The following is an 18,346-nucleotide window of genomic DNA, read 5'->3' on the forward strand; positions in this document are numbered from 1 at the left end:
AACTTCTGGTGCCCGGCGGTCGCGTTCGTCTTCGTCGCCGCCCGCGAACGCCGCAGCCTCGTCCTGTGGGGCGCGATGCTGCTGGCCGCGGTCATCGCTGTCAGTGGGGCGTCCGGCCGGCTGCCCTGGCCCGTGACGGTCGTGCAGGCCTTGATCGTGCCCGCCGTCGCCGGTGCCTTCGGGCTCTCGCAGCGGCGACTCGCGCAGCGTAACGCGGAGTTGCGGCGGCTCACCATCCTGCTGGACGAGCAGCAACGGCAGGAGGCCCGTCAGGCGGTGCTCGACGAGCGTTTCCGGATCGCGCGCGAGCTCCACGACACGATCTCGCAGCACATGACCATCGTCACCTTGCAGACGGGCCTCGCCCAGTACACCTTCCACTCCGACCCCGCCGCCGCCCACCAGGCGCTCGGCATCGCCGCCACGGCTGGCCGGGACACCCTGGACGACCTGCGCCGACTCCTCGTCGTGCTGCGTACGTACGATCTCGACGGTAGGGCGGGTGCGCAGGGACCGTCCGTCCCGGACGACCCGTCCGCGCCGATCCCCGACGACCTGCTCGCCGACATCGACCGCATCCCCGCGCTCGCCGAACGCATGGAAGCGGCCGGCCTCTGCGTCACGGTCGGCTTCTCCGGGCCACGGCGACGGCTGCACCCCGGCGTCGAGCTGTGCGCCTACCGCGTCGTCCAGGAGGCGCTCACCAACATCGTCAAGCACTCCACGGCGCGGGCGGCCGACGTCGCCGTCGACTATCTGGACCGGGAACTGCGGGTGACGGTGCTGGACGGAGGAGCGCCCGTTTCGGCTTCGGACGCCGTCCCCGGCGCCGCGGCGCGTGCCCAGGGCTCCGGGCACGGCTTGATCGGCATGCGGGAACGGGCGAAGATCTGGCACGGCTCGCTGAGCGCCGAACCACGCCCGGGGGGCGGAGTCGGGGTGTGTCTTCGCCTCCCACTGGAGCAGGAGGCCTCCCTGGACGCGGACACCCCCCAGGACCGGGACCGGACCAGCGGCTGGTCCTGACGTGAGCATCTCCCGAGGCCGAGGAGCCCTGTGGCCCGCATCCTGGTCGTGGACGACCAGCACCTCATCCGTGCCGGCATCGTCGCCCTGCTGCGCACGGTGGACGGGCTGGGCCCGGTAGTCGAGGCCTCGGACGGCGAGGAGGCGGTCGCCGCGGCCCGCGAGCACCGCCCCGATCTCATACTGATGGACATCTACATGCCCCGGCTGAGTGGACTCGCCGCCGCCGAGCGCATTCTCGCCCTCGGTCTCGACCCGGCCCCGCGCATCGTCGTCCTCACCACCTTCGACGAAGACGAGTTCGTCTACGCGGCCCTGCGCGCCGGCTGCAGCGGCTTCCTGCTGAAGGACATGCCGCCCGAGCAGCTCCTCAGCGCCGTCAACGCGACCCTCTCCGCCGACCTCCTGGTCGCCCCGGCCCGCATCCGCCGTCTCGTCCAGAAGCACGCCGTTCAGGATCAGCAGCCTCAGCAGGCGGTCGGGCCCGGGGCCGACGCGAGGAGCCTGCTCACCGGACGCGAGGCCGAGGTGCTCGGCCTCGTCGCCCAGGGCCTGGCCAACGAGGAGATCGCCGATCACCTGTGCGTCAGCGATTCCACCGTCAAGACCCACCTGCACCGGCTCATGGGAAAGCTGAACCTCCGCAGCCGCGCACAGGCGGTCGTGGTGTCACCTCCTCCCGGTACGGGGGAGGCGGCACCGCTGTTGTGCGTGATCGGATCAGGAGCGCGCCACCGGCGCCGGCATCGCCCATCCCTTCGGTGCAGCTGTCTCAGAGGGCGACGAGCGAACGAAGTCGCACACCTGTCGGCTTGCCAGAACACCACCCCAGGAAAGACCATCTGGACCGGGCGGTGGTCGTCGTGGAGCCGTGACGTCCTCGCGGCGCCTGGTGCAGCGGCGGGCAGCCGCTCGACCGCACAGGGGCGATCGGCAGGGGTGACTTGTGAGCGGATGGACAGACGAGATCCGGGCCTGGGTGCGTGAGCCTCGCTTCTGGTTCGTGGCGACCACCACCGAGGACGGCGCACCGCACGTCACTCCCATGTGGGTGGATCTCGATGGTGATCTGTTGTGGTTCAACACCACGGTCGGCCGGGTCAAGGAACGCAACCTCCGCCGTGACCCCCGGCTGTACCTGTCCACTGTCAATCCGGACGACCCGTACGACCGCGTTCAGATCCTCGGCCGTGTCGTCCGCTTCGTGACCGGCATCGAGGCCGAGCAGCACATGGACGTACTCGCCCGTAAGTACCTCGGTACCGACCACTACGCGTGGCTGCTCCCGGGGGAGCGGCGCGTCTCGGTGTTCGTCGAGCCCACCCGGATCCGACGGATCACGGGCGTCGAGCCATTGCCCGCCGCCGCCCTGGAGCAGTAGCTCGCGTCGCCGAACACCTGACGTCGACTCGGCCTGCGCCCGCCCGTACCGCTCATCGCCGTACGTACGGCTCCGCTCCACGCGATCACCCGCTCCACGCGCAGGCGAGCGAGGCGGACGTCCTGTTGCCCCCGGAGCTCCGTGAGGAGACCGGCCCTCAGGAGTGTCTTCACCAGCGCCGGCGCCCGGTCGTCGTCCGCTTCAGCCGGACGAGGGAGCGGTCGTGTGCGCGGCTGAGGAGAAGCAGCGAGCAGATGGCGCCGACGAGTGCGCAGAACATGTCCCACTGGGTGTCCCAGACGTCGCCCTGGGTGGCGAGGAAGGCGTCGGCGGCCTGGCCTCCCGTCACGGCCGCGGCCCATTCCAGCATCTCGAAGACCGCGCTGAAGGCGAGGCAGGCGCAGACCGTCAGCGGGGGCAGCCAGCGGCTGCCGCGCAGCGGTGAGGTGCGCAGGAGGAGTTCTCTGACCAGGATGGCCGGGACGAATCCCTGCATGAGGTGGCCGAAGCGGTCGTACGGGTTGCGCTCCAGGCCGAACCAGTCCCGTACCCAGTCGCCCGCGGGCACCTCCGCGTAGGTGTAGTGCCCGCCCGTGATGAGGACCAGGGCGTGCACGGCCAGCATGCAGGACAGAAGATCGCCGAGCGGGAACCGCTTGCGCAGGAGGACCGCCAGGGGCAGGCCGATCATCACCCACACCGTCTCCAGGATCCACGTGGTGGGGTCCTTCGCGTGCCACGCCGACACCGCGAGCGCGACGGTGACGAGGGCCACGAGAGAACCGCGCAGCCGACGCCCGGTGCCGCGGGCGCCCGATCGGGAGAGCGTCGTGGAGATGGTGGACATGCCGGGCTCCTTGTGTCGAGGTGCCGACATCCTCGGGCCGTTCCCCAACTCCCGGCATGAGTACGGCTACTCAACTGCGGACCAGGCCCGGACGCGGTCCTGGTCGCCGCTGACGTCGCACGGGGGAGAACACCGACTGTTCGCCTCTGCTCGCGGTCTGAGGCAGGCCGAGTTCGCCGGTCCGCGACGCGGGGGTGAGGGCGGCCATCGTGGCTGCCTGGTTCTCCGTGCAGGCAGAGCGGGCGGCATTTTGTTTGATGGTGAGCGATTCTGTCCGAAGTTCTTGACAGGTGTTGATGGCGGCCCGACATTCACTCGCGACGAGGCAGATCACGCGCACGCCGCCGGGAGCACCGTGCGGCGCGCGTTCCTGCGTCGTCTCCTCGCGAACCCGTGTCCGAGAGGCTGACAAAAGTGAGATCACTACTTCGAGCCCGCGCCGCTGTCATCGGCGCGCTGGCGATCGTCGCCGGGGGCGTCGTCCTCCCGCCTGCGCAGGCAACCGCCGCGAGCGGCGACCAGTATGTCGACTGCTCGGCGTCGGTCGACGGCGACGGCTCCGCCACCGCACCGTGGAATTCCCTCGCCGGCCCCAACGGGCACGTCTTCGGCCCTGGCGACACGCTGTCGTTGCGGGCCGGTACGACGTGCACGGGCACGCTGGCACCGCAGGGTTCCGGGGCGGCGGGTGTGCCGGTCACCCTCGGGAGTTACGGAACCGGACCCGCGCCGGTCGTCGACGGCGACGGAGCCCCGTACGCCGTCCACCTCACCGACCAGAGCCACTGGGTCATCCGGGATCTCCACGTGACCAACCGGTCGACGTCCCGTGCCCAGCGCACCGGGATCCAGGTGGACTCGGTGTCCGGTGCTGCCAAGGCGGGCATCGTCATCACCGGCAACGAGGTCGACCACACCGCCGGGTGGGGCGACAAGACCGGCGCCAACTCGTCGTGGTACGTCTATTCCGCCGGCATCATGGTCCGTCATGCATCGGGCGTGGCAGGGCCGTTCGCCGGGATCACGATCACCGACAACACGGTGCACGACACCGGCGGCGGTGCGATCAAGATCAGCGGGGACGGCGCGGCGCGCAGCACCGGGGTGCTGATCGCCCGCAATACGATCCGCGAGGCCGGCGGTGACGGCATCGTCGTGCACAACGCCGACACGCCACTGGTGGAGCGCAACACGGCCCTGGACCTCGGCCTCGGCGCCTACCCCTTCGTCGCGGGCAACTTCGCCGGCATGTGGCCGTACAACAGCCACAACCCGACCTTCCAGTTCAACGTGGTCGGCCGCAGTCGGCCGTCCACCTTCGACTCCACCGCCTGGGACTGCGACATCGCCACCACCGGCACCTGTCTGTTCCAGTACAACTACTCGTTCGGCAACGCCGGCGGCTGGTACCTCAACTGCCTGGGAAACTGCGGTGGTTCGACGAGCACGGATGCCGTGCTGCGCTACAACGTCTCCCAGGACGACTGCCGGATGGTCGTCACCACCGGAGGTACCGGCATCACCCATATCTACAACAACACGTTCGTCTGCCCGTCCCGGCCGATACAGGACACGATCAGCGCCAACAAGCGCGTCACCAACAACGTCTTCGTGGCGCCCGGCGGCAGCTTCCCGACCGGTACCGACGTCACCTACGACGCCAACTCCTACTTCGGCGGCATCACTCCGGCACCTGGCGACAGCCGGGCCATCACCGCCGACCCGAAGCTGGTGGCGCCCGGCAGCGGCGGCGAGAGCCTGGCCGGCCTCACCGGACACCAGCTCCGGACCGGCTCCCCGGCCCTCGGCTCCGGGACGGTCATCGCCGGCAACGGCGGACGCGACTTCTTCGGCAACCCCGTCTCCGCGACGGCGAGCCCGAACCGCGGAGCGTACAACGGCCCGGGCGTCCCTCCGGGCGCACTGCCCCTGGCGGCGACGTACAACCAGGTCGGCGTCACCGCCGACGCCAATCCCAGCGCCGGCGGACTGTCCTCCGTCACCAACTCCGGCCGTACCTTCTCCGCGGAAGCGCTGACAGCGGCGGGGCTCGGCGCGGGTCGGCAGGTCACCGCGGACGGCGTCACCTACACCTTCCACCCGGGCGTCCTCGGCACCCCGGACCATGTCGTGGCCGCCGGCCAGACCGTGCGGGTGACCGGAAACGGAAGCAAGCTCGGCTTCCTCGGCTTCAGCACGTCCCACGCCCCCGCCGCCACAGGAACCCTCCGCTTCCAGGACGGCACCACCCAGCCGTTCACCCTCACTCTCACCGACTGGTGGGACACCACACCCGTGCCCGGCAACACCCTGGTCGCCCGCGCGGCCTACCAGAACCAGCACAGCTCGCCGTACAACGGCACCACCGGACCGTACGTCCACACAGCCTCGGTCTGGGCACAGACGATCACCCTGCCGGCGGGGAAGACCCTGGAATCGGTCACGCTGCCTTCAGGCAGCATCACCTCCGGCACCGCGCTGCGGATCTTCGACATCGAGCTGAGCGGCTGAGTCCGCGGGGGAGTGCACCGTGGGCCGACGGCACGTGCGGTCATGGTCTCGGCCACCCCTCGCCGATCCGCGCGTGGTCCAGCCGGGCTTCGACGACCCACGTGGGGTCGTGGGCCGTGCGGTCCTTCCGGTCGCGCTGCGGCGAGCGGGGTCGGAGACTGCGGACGAACGAACCTCTTCGAGAGCGGGACGACCACGCATCCACGACCGGTCCGCCGAGACCGGAGAGGGCTCCTACGCCGACTACCCCGAGCCGACGTGACGTGTGACCCGGCGAACGTGCACTGGTGGACCGACCGGTGACCCCGGCGGGGGCGGGAGGGGCTTCGCCGGGACGTCGTTCGCCGGGCGGCGAGCCGATCGCGTCGGCGATGCAGAGCTACGTGCCCGCCTCCGGCGTCCCGCCGCCTTGAGCCTGGTGGAGCTTGACGCGCTTGGGGTAGCCGGCCGTCGGCGGCGCAGATGCCTCTTCGAGAGCCTTGAGGCACCCGAAACGGTCCTCCGTCGAGTGCGGTGGCAGTGGCACGACGGACTCCGCCAAAGCGTTTCAGCGGCCGTCGGTGAAGATCGACGGCCCGAAACACGGACTTCGTGGTCCGCGGGCGGCGGGGCCGCGCTCCCGCTCGAGCCGAGTCCGGACAGAAGCGGCCTGTTGATCTACCCGGTGTTCCACAGTCCGCGCGAGGACTTCCCGCGGTGGTGAAGGGACGATTCTCCCCGTGCGGCACATGGGCATCCCGTTTGGGCTAACGAAGGTGACCTCAGCTCGCAAGGGGCGTTGAGCGGGCAGCACGGTCGTGATCCCTGCGACCGTATTCACTGAGGAGTCTCTTGATGTCTCGCATCGCGAAGGCCGCAGCGGTTTTCGCCGGCACGGGCGCAGTCGCGCTGAGCGGAGCCGCTCTGGCCATCGCCGACTCGGGCGCCGAGGCCGTCGCCGCCAACTCGCCCGGTGTCGCCTCCGGCAACGTCGCGCAGGTCCCGGTACACGTCCCGGTCAACCTCTGCGGCAACACCGTCAACGTGATCGGTGCGCTGAACCCGGCCTTCGGCAACACCTGCGCGAACCTGGGTGAGCGTGGCGCGACCGCCCAGGGCGCCGCGGCCGGATCGCCCGGCGTGGGGTCCGGAAACGTCGCCCAGCTCCCGATCGACGTTCCGATCAACTTCTGCGGCAACACCGTCAACGTGATCGGTGCGCTGAACCCGGCCTTCGGCAACACCTGTGTCAACGGCGGCGGTGGCGCGGACACGGGCTCCGGCCCCGGCACGGGCGGTGACGGCCCGGGCCTTCCTGGTATCCCCGGCGGTGACGGCCCGGGTGTTCCGGGTATGCCTGGTGGTGACGGCCCGGGTGTTCCGGGTATTCCTGGTGGCGACGGCCCCGGTCTGCCCGGTATCCCCGGCGGTCACGACCACGGCCCCGGCACGGGTGGCTACGGCGACAGCACCGGTGGGTACGGAGGCTGACACCCCCTAGGACGGCAACGGATGCCCCCCCTTTGAACGGGGAGGGGGACATCCGTTGCTCGTTCGGGCACGTAATGGCGCTCCCGTGTCGTGTCCGGCCCTCCCGCACGCCGGTGCGCGGCGGCGGAATCAGGGTCGTGCGGTCTTCGGCCTCCAGGCGACCGCCGAGCAGTGGTACCAGACCGGCATCGGGGACGCCGGCAAGAAGATGGGGCAGCCGTACACCATGGACAAGAAGTGGCTGCCGCTGACCATCGTTCTGGGCCTCGCCGGGCGGCCGTCGTGACGGCGTTCTTCTGACTGACGCGGAGAAGCCCCCGCTGCCGCAGAGGCTGTGTTACGGGGCGCTCAGTCGGCAGACGGCGGAGTTGATCGACGACGGCAAGGCGGGTGAGGTCAGCGCGGAGCCGCGGGAAAGTCCGGGCAAGGGCGACACCGCGGTGTTCACGGCGTGCCACGTGATGCGTGCCGACCCGGACAGCGACCACCCCCGAGGCATCTTCCAACCGACCATTACGGACGAGCTGCACGACGCTGGCCCCAGGAAGGACTCCTTCCCGCTCGGCCCCGCCTTCACCGGCTGGCTGCGTCCCGACGAGGCCAGGGCCGTACTCCCCGCCGGCTGCGCCGCCCGCATGGGCTCGACCGCCCCGTACATCAACGTCACGCTCAGGAAGCCCTCGCAGGAGGAGAAGGAGCACATCGTCGACCGGGATACCGCCATCCGCACCAGCACCACAGTGCTCCGCGAGGCGGCTACCAACCTCGCGCGGAATGCGGGCTGCTGACAGGCAGGAAGTATCTGGTGCCCCCCCTGCGCTGTCACGGTGGAGGAGGGATGACGCCGTTCCTGTGCAGGTCCTGGAGGAACCAGGCGACCAGCAGGGTGTCGCGTCGACGGCGAAGTATCGGCCCCGTACGGAGTCCACTCCTTGGAGGGAAGAGAAGAGCCGGCGGCCCCGGCGCCGACGAGCAGCACCACTCCGGCCGGGCCCGCACCCATGAGCAGCCCCTGGACTCGGCGAGGCAGAGAGCGCAGTGCGCGCCACTGGTTCGCCCTGCTGCTCGCGGCGCGCATGTCTCGGAGTCCGACGCCGATGCTGCGGACGATCGTCGCCACGTGGAGTGGTACGAGCAAGGCGATGCCGATGCCGAGCGCGATCCACTCGTCGGCGAACGGGGGGCAGGTGGGGCAGAGCGGTGAACGTCGCGGCGAGAAGGCCCGCTACGGGCAGTTCGACGTGCAGGACGGCGGCGTCGCCGTACTAGGCGAAGGCGTCGGCCTCGGCCTCGGCCTGCTTCAGGTGGAGGGTCCGCTGCGCGACCGCGATCTCCTCCTGCGCCTTCAGCCCGGCCTGCTCGGCGGCCCGCCGGGCGACGGCTTCGGCGATGTCGGCCTCCTGCTTGGCGCGGGCGGCCTCCGGCCGGCCCAGGTCCTCCAGGTTCGGTGTGCGCCACGGCGCGGAGAGCCGGTGCCTATGCCGCCCGGCGCCGCAGGCACGGGTAGGGTGACGGGCGTTCTTGACGCGTCATTGACGCGTCGCCGGTTCGGGAGACGTGGCGTATCCGCTGGAAGGGCTGCCGGAATCGTGGTCACTGTCGCTCGGCACCGTGGACGCTCGTTCTTCTCGGCGCACCCCGCCCGGACCGTGGTCCTCGGGTTCGCCGGCGTCGTGGTGGCCGGAACCGTCCTGTTGATGCTGCCGCTCGCGGCCGAGAACGGTGACGCCCCCAGTGTCCTGACCGCGCTGTTCACCTCGACCTCCGCCGTCTGCGTGACCGGTCTCGCGGTCGTGGACACGGGCACGTACTGGAGCGGCTTCGGCGAAGGCGTCATCCTGGCTCTGATCCAGGTCGGCGGTTTCGGCATCATGACCATGGCCTCCCTCCTCGCCCTGCTGGTCTCGGGCCGGCTGCGGCTGCGGATGCAGCTGACGGCACAGGCCGAGACGAGGAGCCTGGGCATCGGGGACGTACGCCGGGTCCTGCTCGGCGTCGCCGGCACGACTCTCATGATCGAGCTCGCCGTGGGGGCCTTCCTCGCCCTGCGTTTCCGCTTCGGGTACGGAAACTCCTTCGGTGAGGCCGCCTACCTCGGCTTCTTCCACGCCGTGTCCGCGTTCAACAACGCGGGCTTCGGGCTCCATGCCGACAGCCTCACCCGCTATGCCCAGGACGTGTGGGTCACCCTGCCGATCGCCGTCGCCGTCATCCTGGGAGGCATCGGATTCCCGGTCCTGCTGGAGATACTGCGTCACCGCAACCGCGTCCGCACCACCGGCCGGAAGAACTGGACGCTGCACACCAAACTCACGGTCATCACCACCGTGGCGCTGCTCATCGTCGGCACAGTGCTCACCGGCCTGCTGGAGTGGACCAATCCGGCGACCCTCGGCCCGCTCGACGTGTGGGGCAAGCTGCTCAACAGTTTCTTCCACTCGGCGATGAGCCGCACCGCGGGCTTCAACTCCCTCGACGTCGGTGCCATGCACGCCTCCACCCTCCTGATGACCTGCATGCTGATGTTCATCGGCGGCGGCAGCGCGGGCACCGCCGGCGGCATCAAGGTGAGCACCTTCGCGGTGCTGGCGGCAGCGATCCTCGCCGAGGTCCGTGGCGAGCCGAACGCGGTCGTCCTCGGCCGCCGCCTCGCCCCGCACGTGTTGCGCCAGGCCCTGACCGTGGCGCTCCTCGGCGTCGGACTGGTCATGAGCGCCACCCTCGCGCTGCTCTCGGTGAGCAAGGCGTCCTTCGAAGCCGTGCTGTTCGAGGTCGTGTCGGCCTTCGCGACCGTGGGTCTGTCCACCGGCATCACCGCCGACCTGCCGGCTGTCGGGCAGCTCATCCTTGTCGTCCTGATGTTCATCGGACGCATCGGCCCCATCACCCTGGTCTCCGCGCTCGCGCTGCGCGAACGCACGCGACGGTACGAACTGCCCGAGGAGCGACCCGTCATTGGCTAACTACCTCCACAACCTGCGCAAGCGGCGCCGCCAGCGGCTCACCGAGCAGCACCGGCCCGCCGGCGACCAGCGCGTCGCCGTCGTCGGCCTCGGGCGCTTCGGCTACTCGCTGGCGAACGAGCTGATGCGCCGGGGCTGGGACGTCCTCGGCATCGACACCGATGCCCGTCTCGTCCAGAAGTACAGCGACAGCCTCACTCATGCCGCCGCCGCGGACTGCACCGACCCCGACGTGTTGAATCAGCTCGGCGTCCAGGACTTCTCCAGCGCCGTCGTCGGCATCGGCAGCTCCATCGAGGCGAGCATCCTCATCAGCTCCAACCTCCTCGAAGCCGGCGTCCCCAACATCTGGGCCAAGGCTGTCAGCCGCCAGCACGGCAAGATCCTCGAACGCCTCGGCGTGCACCACGTCGTGCTTCCCGAGCACGAGATGGGCGAACGCGTCGCCCACCTCGTCACCGGCCGCATGCTCGACTTCATCGAGTTCGACGACGACTACGCCCTCGTCAAGACCGTCGCGCCCAAGGCCGCCACCGGGAGGCCCCTCGGCCAGTCCAAGGTGCGCAGCGAGTACGGGATCACCGTCGTCGGCATCAAGCGCCCCGGCGAGGACTTCACCTACGCCACCGCCGACACGGTCGTCGAGCCGGGCGACATCATCGTCGTCACCGGCAAGACCGGCGCCGTGGAGACCTTCACCGAACTGCCCTGACCGCTGCCATCAGGACATGGCCGTCCCGGTCGCTCGGCACCATTCGCAGCATCCTCGCCTGCCGGATCAGACTCCGTCGCGCCGGTGAGAGGTCCGTCGGCGCGGGGACCATGGTCGGCACTCTGTTCGCCAGGGTCCGTTCCCGGCATCGAGGAGACAGCAAAGACTGCCTGGCAGCGGCAGAGCCCAGAGCAGCGGTTCTGCTTCAGGATGGCCCCATCGAGGGCATGGACGTGATTGGCGCCGTCAAGCGCCGCCCCCGACGGGAGGAGCGGACAAGAGAGGGTCCGGTGCCGACAAACGGGGGAGTTGACGGCACCGGACCCACATTCAGCAGCGTACACGGGGCGGAACCGATGGAGCGCAGACAGCGCAGGCCCTGGCGCGTCTGCATTACTACGGGGCACTCGCCCCGGGATGCAGCAGTCGCCGGCGGTGACGACGCCCCGCCCCGGCCTCGCGGCGCGACAACCCACGCCACCTGCCCGCACACCCACCGCCGGAACCGACGTAGAAGCGGGGAACCAGCATGGCCAAGTCAGTGCACGCGGCAATCGGCGAGCATCCGATCCTCTGCCTGATGTGCGACAACGACACGTTCCGCAAGCGGGAGGTCAAGCTGAACAGCACGGGGATGGAGCTCTTCGACCTGGCCTGGGCGAACGAATCGGCGACCGGTCTGATCTGCCGGTCGTGCGGTTACGTCCACCTGTTCGCCGGCCGTGACCTCCATTTCAAGCGGGCCCGTGAGTGACACGGAGGGACGGAGGAACGATCCCCCGGCACCCCGGCACCCCGGCACTCACCGCAGGCGGCAGGGGACGCGGCGCGAGCGGTGGATCCGCGCAGAAGTGCCCCGGTCACTGATGGGGCCGGGGGTCACCGGCACCTCAACGGCTGACGCTAGGATCGGCGGCGGGTGAGCCGGGAAGTCTGGTCGGCATTGCCTTCACCCTGCCCCGAAGGACCCGGCCATGCCCCTCACCCTGATCATCCTCGCGCTGTTCGCGCTCGCCTTCCTGATGTTCAACATCGTTCTGTGCGTACGGGTCTGGTTGCTGACGGAGCTGCCCTTGTGGCGCCGGATCCTGCCCACGCTGCTGCTGTGCGCGGCGCTCGCGGCGAGTATCGGCCGCGCCTGGGGCATCACCGCCGTCGCCGAAACCGTCGCGTTCCCCCTGAACGCTGCCACCGCGATGCTCGGGATGTATGAGATGCACCAGCTGCGTGTCCGACGGGCGGCGGCAGGCGGTCGTCCAGAGGCATCGTCTTGAGCACGTGGGGCAGTTGGGCTCTCATCGTCGGTGTAGCCGTACTCGTCCTGGTTCCCAGCCGCGCCGTCCTCGCCGGCCGGCAGCCGGGCCGGTTTCGCTACACGCAGGGACCGGTGCGGCTCCTCGGCGCCGCCGGTCCTGCCGGGTACGGGGCGGTGCCGGCCAACGAGATCCCGCGCTTGGCCGGCGCACCCAGCGGCGTGCGTTCCACGTGCGCGTACATCGGCCTGGGGCTCATCGCCGCGGCCGTGGCGCTCGTCGTGCTCTACGACGTCCTCGCGGGCCGGTCGCGGCCGGACGGGAGGTGACCGCGCAAGCACGGTCCGGCAGCGGAGCTCGCGCGGCGGCGGTCCCGTCGGGACGCCCAGGGGCTCTCCAGTCGGCGACCTCGTAGGCGGCCGCCCGCGGGTCGGTGATCTGGTAGTAGAGCACGGTGTCGATGTTCACCACGAGGTTGTCCTCGGTGATCACCGGCTTGGGCGCGGACGAGTACACCTGCTCGCGCACGTCGAGTTTGGTGTTGACGCGGTTTCGCCGATGGCGGTCATGAGGGCGGCGGACGCGGCGCTCGGCGCGAGGCCGGCCGGGTGGCCCGTCACCTGTCTCAGGAGCCAGAGGGCCAGGATGAGCACGGTCCACCAGGCGGTGAGCGATACGGCCTCACGCAGCCAGCGGCTGGTGCGCGGTGCTGTGGCGGGCGCGGGCATGGGGTCAGGAGCCTTCGCGCGCGGTCGCGACCGGATGGTGCTGACGCGTGCGGGTGGTGACGCCCAGGGCCAGGCAGCCGGCGACGGCGAGGGCACCGCCGACTGCCGTGCGGCGCGACATCGGGCCCTATCTGCCGCCCCGCAGCGGTTATCTCCTGCTGCACCGCGCGATCTACCCGCTGGCCTGGGGCCTTGCTGTGGAGCGGACGACGGGAAGCATCCTCCGACGTGGCGGCTCAGGCGTGCTCTGGGATACCCGTGGTGACACATGCCGGCACCGCCTGGCCGGGCGACGTGGGCGTCAGAGGCGTGTGCTCCCCGTGGGGCCGGGGGAGCCGCCGGGCTGCTCGTTGCCGCCCTGCGGCGGGGCCTGGTGGGGGCGACTGTCGGTGACCTGGTAGGTGGCCTGTTGTTCCGGGGCGTCGTCGGCCTTCATGGCCTTGGTCTCGCTCTTGAGGATGCGGGCCGCCTTGCCCGCGCTGCGGGCGAGCTCGGGCAGCTTCTTGGCGCCGAGGAGGAGGATGACGACGATCAGGAGGATCGCTATCTCGCTGATTCCGAACACGGTCTTCCGTTCGCTGGAGGGGTTGTCCTGCTCGGTGGGTCAGACGTTGACGCCGAAGTCGGCCGCGATGCCGGCGAGCCCGGAGGCGTAGCCCTGTCCGACGGCGCGGAACTTCCACTCGGCGCCGTGGCGGTAGAGCTCGCCGAAGACCATCGCGGTCTCGGTGGCGGCGTCCTCGGAGAGGTCGTAGCGGGCGAGTTCGACGCCGTTCGCCTGGTTGACCACGCGGATGAAGGCGTTGCGGACCTGGCCGAAGCTCTGGCCCCGGTTGGCGGCGTCGTGGATGGAGACCGGGAAGACGATCTTCGTGATGTCGGCGGGTACGGCGGCCAGGTCGACCTTGATGGCCTCGTCGTCGCCGTCGCCCTCGCCGGTGAGGTTGTCGCCGGTGTGCTCGACGGAACCGTCCGGGCTGGTGAGGTTGTTGTAGAAGACGAAGTGCCGGTCGGAGGCGACCTTCCCCGTGTCATTCAGGAGCAGGGCGCTCGCGTCGAGGTCGTAGTCCGCACCGGTGGTCGTGCGGATGTCCCAGCCCAGACCGACGGTGACCGCGCTCAAACCAGGGGCTTCCTTGCTCAGCGAGACGTTGCCGCCCTTGGAGAGGCTCACTCCCATGTCGTCCTCCTTCCGGAACGTGGCGTGCTGGAGCCAGTAAATCTACAGTGATGTAGAAGGGTCGGGAAGAGCGGCCCCGATGCGGTGGCCCGCGTTCCTCTGGCGGCGTACGTCGCCACCGACATCACGGAAACAGTCGCGGACCGAGGCGTGTCGCCTCAGTACGATGTACCGCCCCCACAGGGGGCGGGACGAGTCGGTGGGAGGGGTGGCGGAATGACGAGGAACACGCGAGAGGGCCAGGACGCCACTCCCCGGCGGCGGGGACAGGGTGAGCTCGAGGCGCAGGTGCTGGCCGCGCTGCGCCAGGCCGACGGTGCCCATACTGCGGGGTGGGTGCAGGAGCGGCTCGGTGGCGACCTCGCGTACACGACCGTCATCACGATCCTGACCCGCCTGCACGCCAAGGGCGCGGTGGCTCGCGAGCGGGCGGGCCGCTCGTTCGAATGGACGGCGGTCGCCGACGAGGCCGGACTCGCGGCGCTCCGGATGCGGAGGGTGCTCGACGGCGAGACGGATCGGGAAGCGGTGCTCGCCAGCTTCGTGACGGGCCTCTCGCCCGACGACGAGCGTCTTCTGCGGGACCTGCTGGCTCAGGACCCCGAAGAGGGGGAAGACTGACCGCATGGGGGTCTTCGTCTTCCTGCCGCTGGTCCTGCCCTTAACGGCGTGGCCGGTCGCCCGCCTTGCCGAGCACCACCTGCATCCGCGGACGGCCACCTGGATCCTGGTCGGCGTGTCCGGTGTGCTCGCTGTGTGCAGCACGCTGTGCCTGGCACTGCTGATGGTCGTCGGCACCGCACAGCTGCCCGGCAACCCGCTGCCCGACGGCTGGTCCGACCCGGAGGTCCGTGAGGCCGTTCCCTACGACGAGATCGCCGGGAAGGTCGCCATCCCCGCCCTGTTCGCCGTCCTCGCCTCCTGCGTCAGGGCCGGGTGGCGGCATCGTCGCGTCCGCCGCCGGGCCCGCCGGGCCTTGGCAGGACTGCCCGCGACCTCGGTCGTCGTACTGCCCGACGAGAGCCCGTACGCGTACGCCCTGCCGGGCCGGAAGGGCCGCGTCGTCGTCACGACTGCGATGCTCGCCACGCTGACCGGGCCCGAGCGCCGGGCCCTGTTCGCCCACGAGCGTGCCCACCTCGACGCCCGGCACCACCGTTCTCTGCTTCTCGTGCAACTGGCGGCCTGCGCCAATCCGTTCCTGCGGCCCCTGCGTACGGCAGTCACCTACACCACCGAGCGGTGGGCGGACGAGGAGGCGGCCACCCGGGTCGGCAGCCGCCGCGTCGTGGCCCGCGCGGTCGCCAAGGCCGCGCTGTTCTCCCGCGGCACGCCTTCCGTGACGCTCGCGGGCTTCGCCTCCGCCGGCCCCGTACCGCGCCGCGTGGCAGCCCTGTTGGGCCCGGCGCCCGCCGCCGGCCTCTGGCCGTCCTTGTTCACCACCGCCGGTCTGGCCGCGTGGGGTGCGGCGGCCGGCACCACGGTCTCCGCGCTCTCCTCGGCGAACTCGGCTATCACCCTGTTCCTGATCCTGAAGGCGGCGACCCCTCTCTGACGCGCTCCGCCCACTCCTATCCTGGTGTCCTCTACCGGGGGAATGAGGGGGACTGATGGACTGGTTCTGGTGGGTCCTGATCCTGTTCTGGACAGGCGGCTTCGCGTGGGCGGCCGACAACATCCGTACGGCGCTGCGCAATCGCCACGAGCGCAAGATGGAACTGCTGGAGGCGACCAGGCAGGAACGCCTCGCACTTGAGGCCGCGCACAAGCCGCCGGAGCCGGTGTGCGGGTGCACGCACCATCTCGCGAAGCACGACAAGCAGGGCCGGTGCCATGAACGTGTCGAGGTGCCGACGGCCTGGGACGAGCACAAGAAGCCGGTCCGTTACGAGGCCGGCCAGTGCAACTGCCAGCAGTACGTGGGGCCGCAGCCGCTGTCGCAGGTGTACGCGGAGGAGCTGACGGACCTGGCCTGACCGCGGCGTGAAGGCGTGAAGGGCGGGGCCCGCGACGACGGGGCGGGCCCCACCCTGGACGGTGTAGGACTACAGGTCGAACTCGTGCGGCGGGAGGTCGAGGGCGAAGCACGCCTCCCGTACGACCGCCTGCTCGTCCTTGTCGAAGTCGCCGTCGGCGCCGCCGATGATGATGCCGATCTGGATGACGGCGCGGGCCTCGGCGGGCTTCTTCTTGGCCTTCGCGACCTCCTGGAGGACGCTGACCTTGCCGAAGTCGAAGTCGGCGGTGAGCTTGTCGCAGTTGGCCTCGAAGCGGCGCTGGAGGTCCTCCGCCGGGAAGTTCTGCAGGACCTCGTTGCTCATGATGAGCTGGGCGACCTTCTGCCGCTCGGAGGGGTCGATGCTGCCGTCGGCCGCGGCGACGAGCGCGCACATCGCCATGCTGGCGTCACGGAAGGCGCCGCTCTTCAGATCGTTCTTCTTCGCCATCAGCTGCGTCTGCATCGTCGACGCGGATTCCTTGATGCGGTCCCACAGGGCCATGTCCGAGCTCCGTTCTGCGTTACGTGTCGGAGGCGGTCCAGGCCGGAAGGGGGGACGGTCTGGATCACCCACATCTTCTACATTGATGTAGAAACTATCAGGGGTGAGCGTCACTGGTGCCGTTCCCGGTCACCTCCTCGCGGGCCGCTCCACGAGAGGGGCGGCTTCCTTGGCGAGCCGGTCGTCGTGAGGGGGCGGGCACGCATGGGGGCTCCTGCGGGGAGAGAGGGTGTCTCTGTACCCGAATCCAGAACCTACAGTCCTGTAGAGGCGATTCCGAGGGATGCCCCCCGGGGCCGCCCGCGGAAGTAGCCCGTGTGGCTGCACTCCCCGCCTTCGGCCCGGCATGGCGAGGCCCACGACCGGGATGCGGTCGCGGGCCGGGAGGCGTCCGGGCGATGGTCTGTCAGGCTGTCTCAGCCCTCGCCGCCTTCCTCCTCCTCGTCGCCCTCGAAGAAGTCGCCGATCTCGTCGACGGCCTCGGCCGCGACCATGCCGCCGACGACGCCGACGGCGAGTCCGGCCGCACCCGCCGCGATCGCCGTGCCCATGCCCGGGCCGGAGTGGTGGCCGTGGCCGTGGTCGTCGTGGTGGCCGTCGTGGTGGCCGCCGTGGTGGTCTCCGTGGCCGTAGGCGGCGTGGGATCCGTACGACGAGTGCGCTCCGCAGGAGGCGCGGTGCTCGACGAGCCGGCGGATCCAGCCGCCCGTCGCTTGAGGTGGCGCAGCCGCCATCGGACGCAACGGTCCGCTGCGACTGCGCCACCAAGCGCAGCGGGTATGGATCCAAGATCGCTTGGACCGGGCCGCCTTCCGGATCAGGTCGTGGGGCGGCGGCGGGCCGAGGACACTGACCACGAGGTCCGCCATGGCCTGGCGGTCGCGGGTGAGGACCGGATAGACGAGAAGATCCGAGGCGTGCAGCACGGGCGCGTCCAGGTCCATGCGGGCGGCGAGATCGAGGGCGTTGAGAGCCTCCTCGTACGAGTGGACGACGCCGCCCGCGCCGGGATGCGCGCGGCCGATGGCGACGTGGCCGCCGTCGGTGGCGCCGTACGCCAGTTTCGCGAAGTAGGCGAGCACTTCGGGTTCGTCGGCGGGGGCGACGCAGATCAGCCGCCCGTCCTTGGTGGTGATCAGGATGCGGCGGTTGCCGAAGCGGGCGACGAGCGAGGACTCGACGGAGCGGGAGACCGGATATCCGTCCGCGTACGGCTCCGGCCCCTCGGCGACGGCGACCGCGTGGGCGTGCGACAGGAGCAGCCCGAACCGCTCGGCACGCTCGGCGAGCCGCCCGAGATCACTGCGCCCGTACAGCAGATCGTCGACGAACTCCCGCCGCGCCGCCTCCTCCTGACGCACCGCCAGCCGCTGCGCGCGCTCGTGCCCCTCGGTGAAAGCGTCCACGGCCTGCTCCACGACGGCCAGGAGATGCCGGTGAGCCGCCTCCGGCAGACCGGGGTGTGACGCGCGGGCGGCCGTGAGGTGGGCCCGGACGAGCGGCCGCAGACCCAGGCCGTCCTCGGCCGCCCGCTCGCCGCGCGCCCGCAGCCCGTCCAGCTCCTCGCGGGTCAGGCGCCGGCCCGTCGCGCACGAGTCCGCGAGGATCTCGGCGTACCCCTCCAGATATTCCTCGGTCGTCGCGCTCTCCGGCACGGCCCCTCCCAGATCCTGACGCTCCGATGACGAGTTCCTGACGCGTGGGGACCAAGGGCGGCATGGCCTCGCCGAGGGCACGCCACCGGCATCAAGGAGGCGTCAAAGATTGCCGGGTC

20 protein-coding genes and 2 pseudogenes are annotated in these 18,346 nt (G+C 70.4%); 15 read left to right on the top strand and 7 right to left on the bottom strand.

From position 1 onward, the window contains the following. Positions 1–75 precede the first annotated feature (75 nt). The 3 genes from AB0M18_RS30380 to AB0M18_RS30390 are packed head-to-tail and all read left to right on the top strand — an operon-like array spanning position 76 to position 2,407. Positions 76–1,026: a sensor histidine kinase gene (locus tag AB0M18_RS30380; RefSeq protein ID WP_365763644.1), complete on the top strand. Its 951-nt coding sequence runs from the start codon at positions 76–78 to the stop codon at positions 1,024–1,026. A gap of 30 nt (positions 1,027–1,056) precedes the next feature. Then, complete coding sequence (locus AB0M18_RS30385; RefSeq protein ID WP_365763646.1) at positions 1,057–2,013, top strand: response regulator transcription factor; 957 nt, start codon at positions 1,057–1,059, stop codon at positions 2,011–2,013. Continuing rightward, positions 2,006–2,407, top strand: a complete 402-nt coding sequence (locus tag AB0M18_RS30390) for a PPOX class F420-dependent oxidoreductase (protein ID WP_365763648.1) — start codon at positions 2,006–2,008, stop codon at positions 2,405–2,407. Before AB0M18_RS30385 ends, AB0M18_RS30390 begins: the two co-directional genes overlap by 8 nt. A 169-nt stretch (positions 2,408–2,576) precedes the next feature. On the opposite strand, the gene AB0M18_RS30395 is transcribed toward AB0M18_RS30390, so the two are convergent. Then, entirely contained in the window at positions 2,577–3,254 is a 678-nt protein-coding gene (locus AB0M18_RS30395) for a DUF2238 domain-containing protein (protein ID WP_365763650.1), read from the bottom strand. Between the two features lie 414 nt (positions 3,255–3,668). Here AB0M18_RS30395 and AB0M18_RS30400 point away from each other — a divergent pair, with 414 nt between their 5' ends. From AB0M18_RS30400 to AB0M18_RS30415, 4 genes are all read left to right on the top strand, one after another. Continuing rightward, the gene (locus AB0M18_RS30400; RefSeq protein WP_365763652.1) at positions 3,669–5,765 is read left to right on the top strand and encodes a right-handed parallel beta-helix repeat-containing protein; all 2,097 of its coding nucleotides are present in this window, start codon (positions 3,669–3,671) and stop codon (positions 5,763–5,765) included. 834 nt (positions 5,766–6,599) lie between these two features. Beyond that, the gene (locus AB0M18_RS30405; RefSeq protein WP_365763654.1) at positions 6,600–7,235 is read left to right on the top strand and encodes a chaplin; all 636 of its coding nucleotides are present in this window, start codon (positions 6,600–6,602) and stop codon (positions 7,233–7,235) included. An 85-nt stretch (positions 7,236–7,320) separates the two neighbouring features. Beyond that, on the top strand, positions 7,321–7,521 hold the full coding sequence (locus AB0M18_RS30410; RefSeq protein ID WP_365763656.1) for a hypothetical protein: 201 nt from the start codon (positions 7,321–7,323) through the stop codon (positions 7,519–7,521). Positions 7,522–7,603: 82 nt separating this feature from the next. After that, a complete protein-coding gene (locus AB0M18_RS30415) occupies positions 7,604–8,023 on the top strand; it encodes a hypothetical protein (protein WP_365763658.1) in 420 nt (139 codons plus the stop codon). A 489-nt stretch (positions 8,024–8,512) separates the two neighbouring features. On the opposite strand, the pseudogene AB0M18_RS30420 reads toward AB0M18_RS30415, so the two are convergent. Further along, positions 8,513–8,677 (bottom strand): annotated as a pseudogene (locus tag AB0M18_RS30420) (flotillin family protein); the annotation flags it as partial. Positions 8,678–8,713: 36 nt separating this feature from the next. Between AB0M18_RS30420 and AB0M18_RS30425 the strand changes: the two are divergent. From AB0M18_RS30425 to AB0M18_RS30445, 5 genes are all read left to right on the top strand, one after another. After that, positions 8,714–10,198, top strand: a complete 1,485-nt coding sequence (locus tag AB0M18_RS30425; protein WP_365763747.1) for a potassium transporter TrkG — start codon at positions 8,714–8,716, stop codon at positions 10,196–10,198. Continuing rightward, positions 10,191–10,910 carry a TrkA family potassium uptake protein gene (locus tag AB0M18_RS30430; protein ID WP_365763660.1) on the top strand — a complete coding sequence of 240 codons (720 nt, stop codon included), beginning with the start codon at positions 10,191–10,193 and terminating at the stop codon, positions 10,908–10,910. The genes AB0M18_RS30425 and AB0M18_RS30430 overlap by 8 nt, the downstream gene beginning before the upstream one ends. A 529-nt stretch (positions 10,911–11,439) precedes the next feature. Beyond that, positions 11,440–11,664 (top strand): zinc ribbon domain-containing protein, encoded by a 225-nt coding sequence (locus AB0M18_RS30435; RefSeq protein WP_365763661.1) that lies wholly within the window; start codon positions 11,440–11,442, stop codon positions 11,662–11,664. Positions 11,665–11,884: 220 nt separating this feature from the next. Next, positions 11,885–12,184, top strand: a complete 300-nt coding sequence (locus AB0M18_RS30440) for a hypothetical protein (protein WP_365763663.1) — start codon at positions 11,885–11,887, stop codon at positions 12,182–12,184. Beyond that, positions 12,181–12,492, top strand: a complete 312-nt coding sequence (locus AB0M18_RS30445; RefSeq protein ID WP_365763753.1) for a hypothetical protein — start codon at positions 12,181–12,183, stop codon at positions 12,490–12,492. Before AB0M18_RS30440 ends, AB0M18_RS30445 begins: the two co-directional genes overlap by 4 nt. A gap of 67 nt (positions 12,493–12,559) precedes the next feature. Here the strand turns inward: AB0M18_RS30445 and AB0M18_RS30450 are convergent. From AB0M18_RS30450 to AB0M18_RS30460, 3 genes and pseudogenes are all read right to left on the bottom strand, one after another. Continuing rightward, a pseudogene (locus AB0M18_RS30450) lies at positions 12,560–12,715 on the bottom strand (SPFH domain-containing protein); the annotation flags it as partial. 477 nt (positions 12,716–13,192) lie between these two features. Continuing rightward, complete coding sequence (gene tatA / locus AB0M18_RS30455; RefSeq protein ID WP_365763665.1) at positions 13,193–13,456, bottom strand: Sec-independent protein translocase subunit TatA; 264 nt, start codon at positions 13,454–13,456, stop codon at positions 13,193–13,195. A gap of 39 nt (positions 13,457–13,495) precedes the next feature. Continuing rightward, on the bottom strand, positions 13,496–14,071 hold the full coding sequence (locus AB0M18_RS30460) for a TerD family protein (RefSeq protein WP_365763667.1): 576 nt from the start codon (positions 14,069–14,071) through the stop codon (positions 13,496–13,498). A 216-nt stretch (positions 14,072–14,287) separates the two neighbouring features. Between AB0M18_RS30460 and AB0M18_RS30465 the strand changes: the two genes are divergently transcribed. The 3 genes from AB0M18_RS30465 to AB0M18_RS30475 are packed head-to-tail and all read left to right on the top strand — an operon-like array spanning position 14,288 to position 16,047. Then, the gene (locus AB0M18_RS30465; protein WP_365763669.1) at positions 14,288–14,692 is read left to right on the top strand and encodes a BlaI/MecI/CopY family transcriptional regulator; all 405 of its coding nucleotides are present in this window, start codon (positions 14,288–14,290) and stop codon (positions 14,690–14,692) included. A gap of 4 nt (positions 14,693–14,696) precedes the next feature. Then, positions 14,697–15,626, top strand: a complete 930-nt coding sequence (locus AB0M18_RS30470) for a M56 family metallopeptidase (RefSeq protein WP_365763671.1) — start codon at positions 14,697–14,699, stop codon at positions 15,624–15,626. 55 nt (positions 15,627–15,681) lie between these two features. Beyond that, positions 15,682–16,047 (top strand): hypothetical protein, encoded by a 366-nt coding sequence (locus AB0M18_RS30475; RefSeq protein WP_365763673.1) that lies wholly within the window; start codon positions 15,682–15,684, stop codon positions 16,045–16,047. A 69-nt stretch (positions 16,048–16,116) separates the two neighbouring features. Here AB0M18_RS30475 and AB0M18_RS30480 read toward each other — a convergent pair whose 3' ends face one another. Together AB0M18_RS30480 and AB0M18_RS30485 are read right to left on the bottom strand one after the other, a co-directional pair. Beyond that, positions 16,117–16,572: a TerB family tellurite resistance protein gene (locus AB0M18_RS30480; protein WP_365763675.1), complete on the bottom strand. Its 456-nt coding sequence runs from the start codon at positions 16,570–16,572 to the stop codon at positions 16,117–16,119. Positions 16,573–16,988: 416 nt separating this feature from the next. Further along, positions 16,989–18,227, bottom strand: a complete 1,239-nt coding sequence (locus AB0M18_RS30485) for a PucR family transcriptional regulator (protein WP_365763677.1) — start codon at positions 18,225–18,227, stop codon at positions 16,989–16,991. Between the last annotated feature and the right edge of the window lie 119 nt (positions 18,228–18,346).

The sequence above is a fragment of the Streptomyces sp. NPDC051909 genome, from assembly GCF_040681095.1.
In the GTDB taxonomy this organism is placed as follows: domain Bacteria; phylum Actinomycetota; class Actinomycetes; order Streptomycetales; family Streptomycetaceae; genus Streptomyces.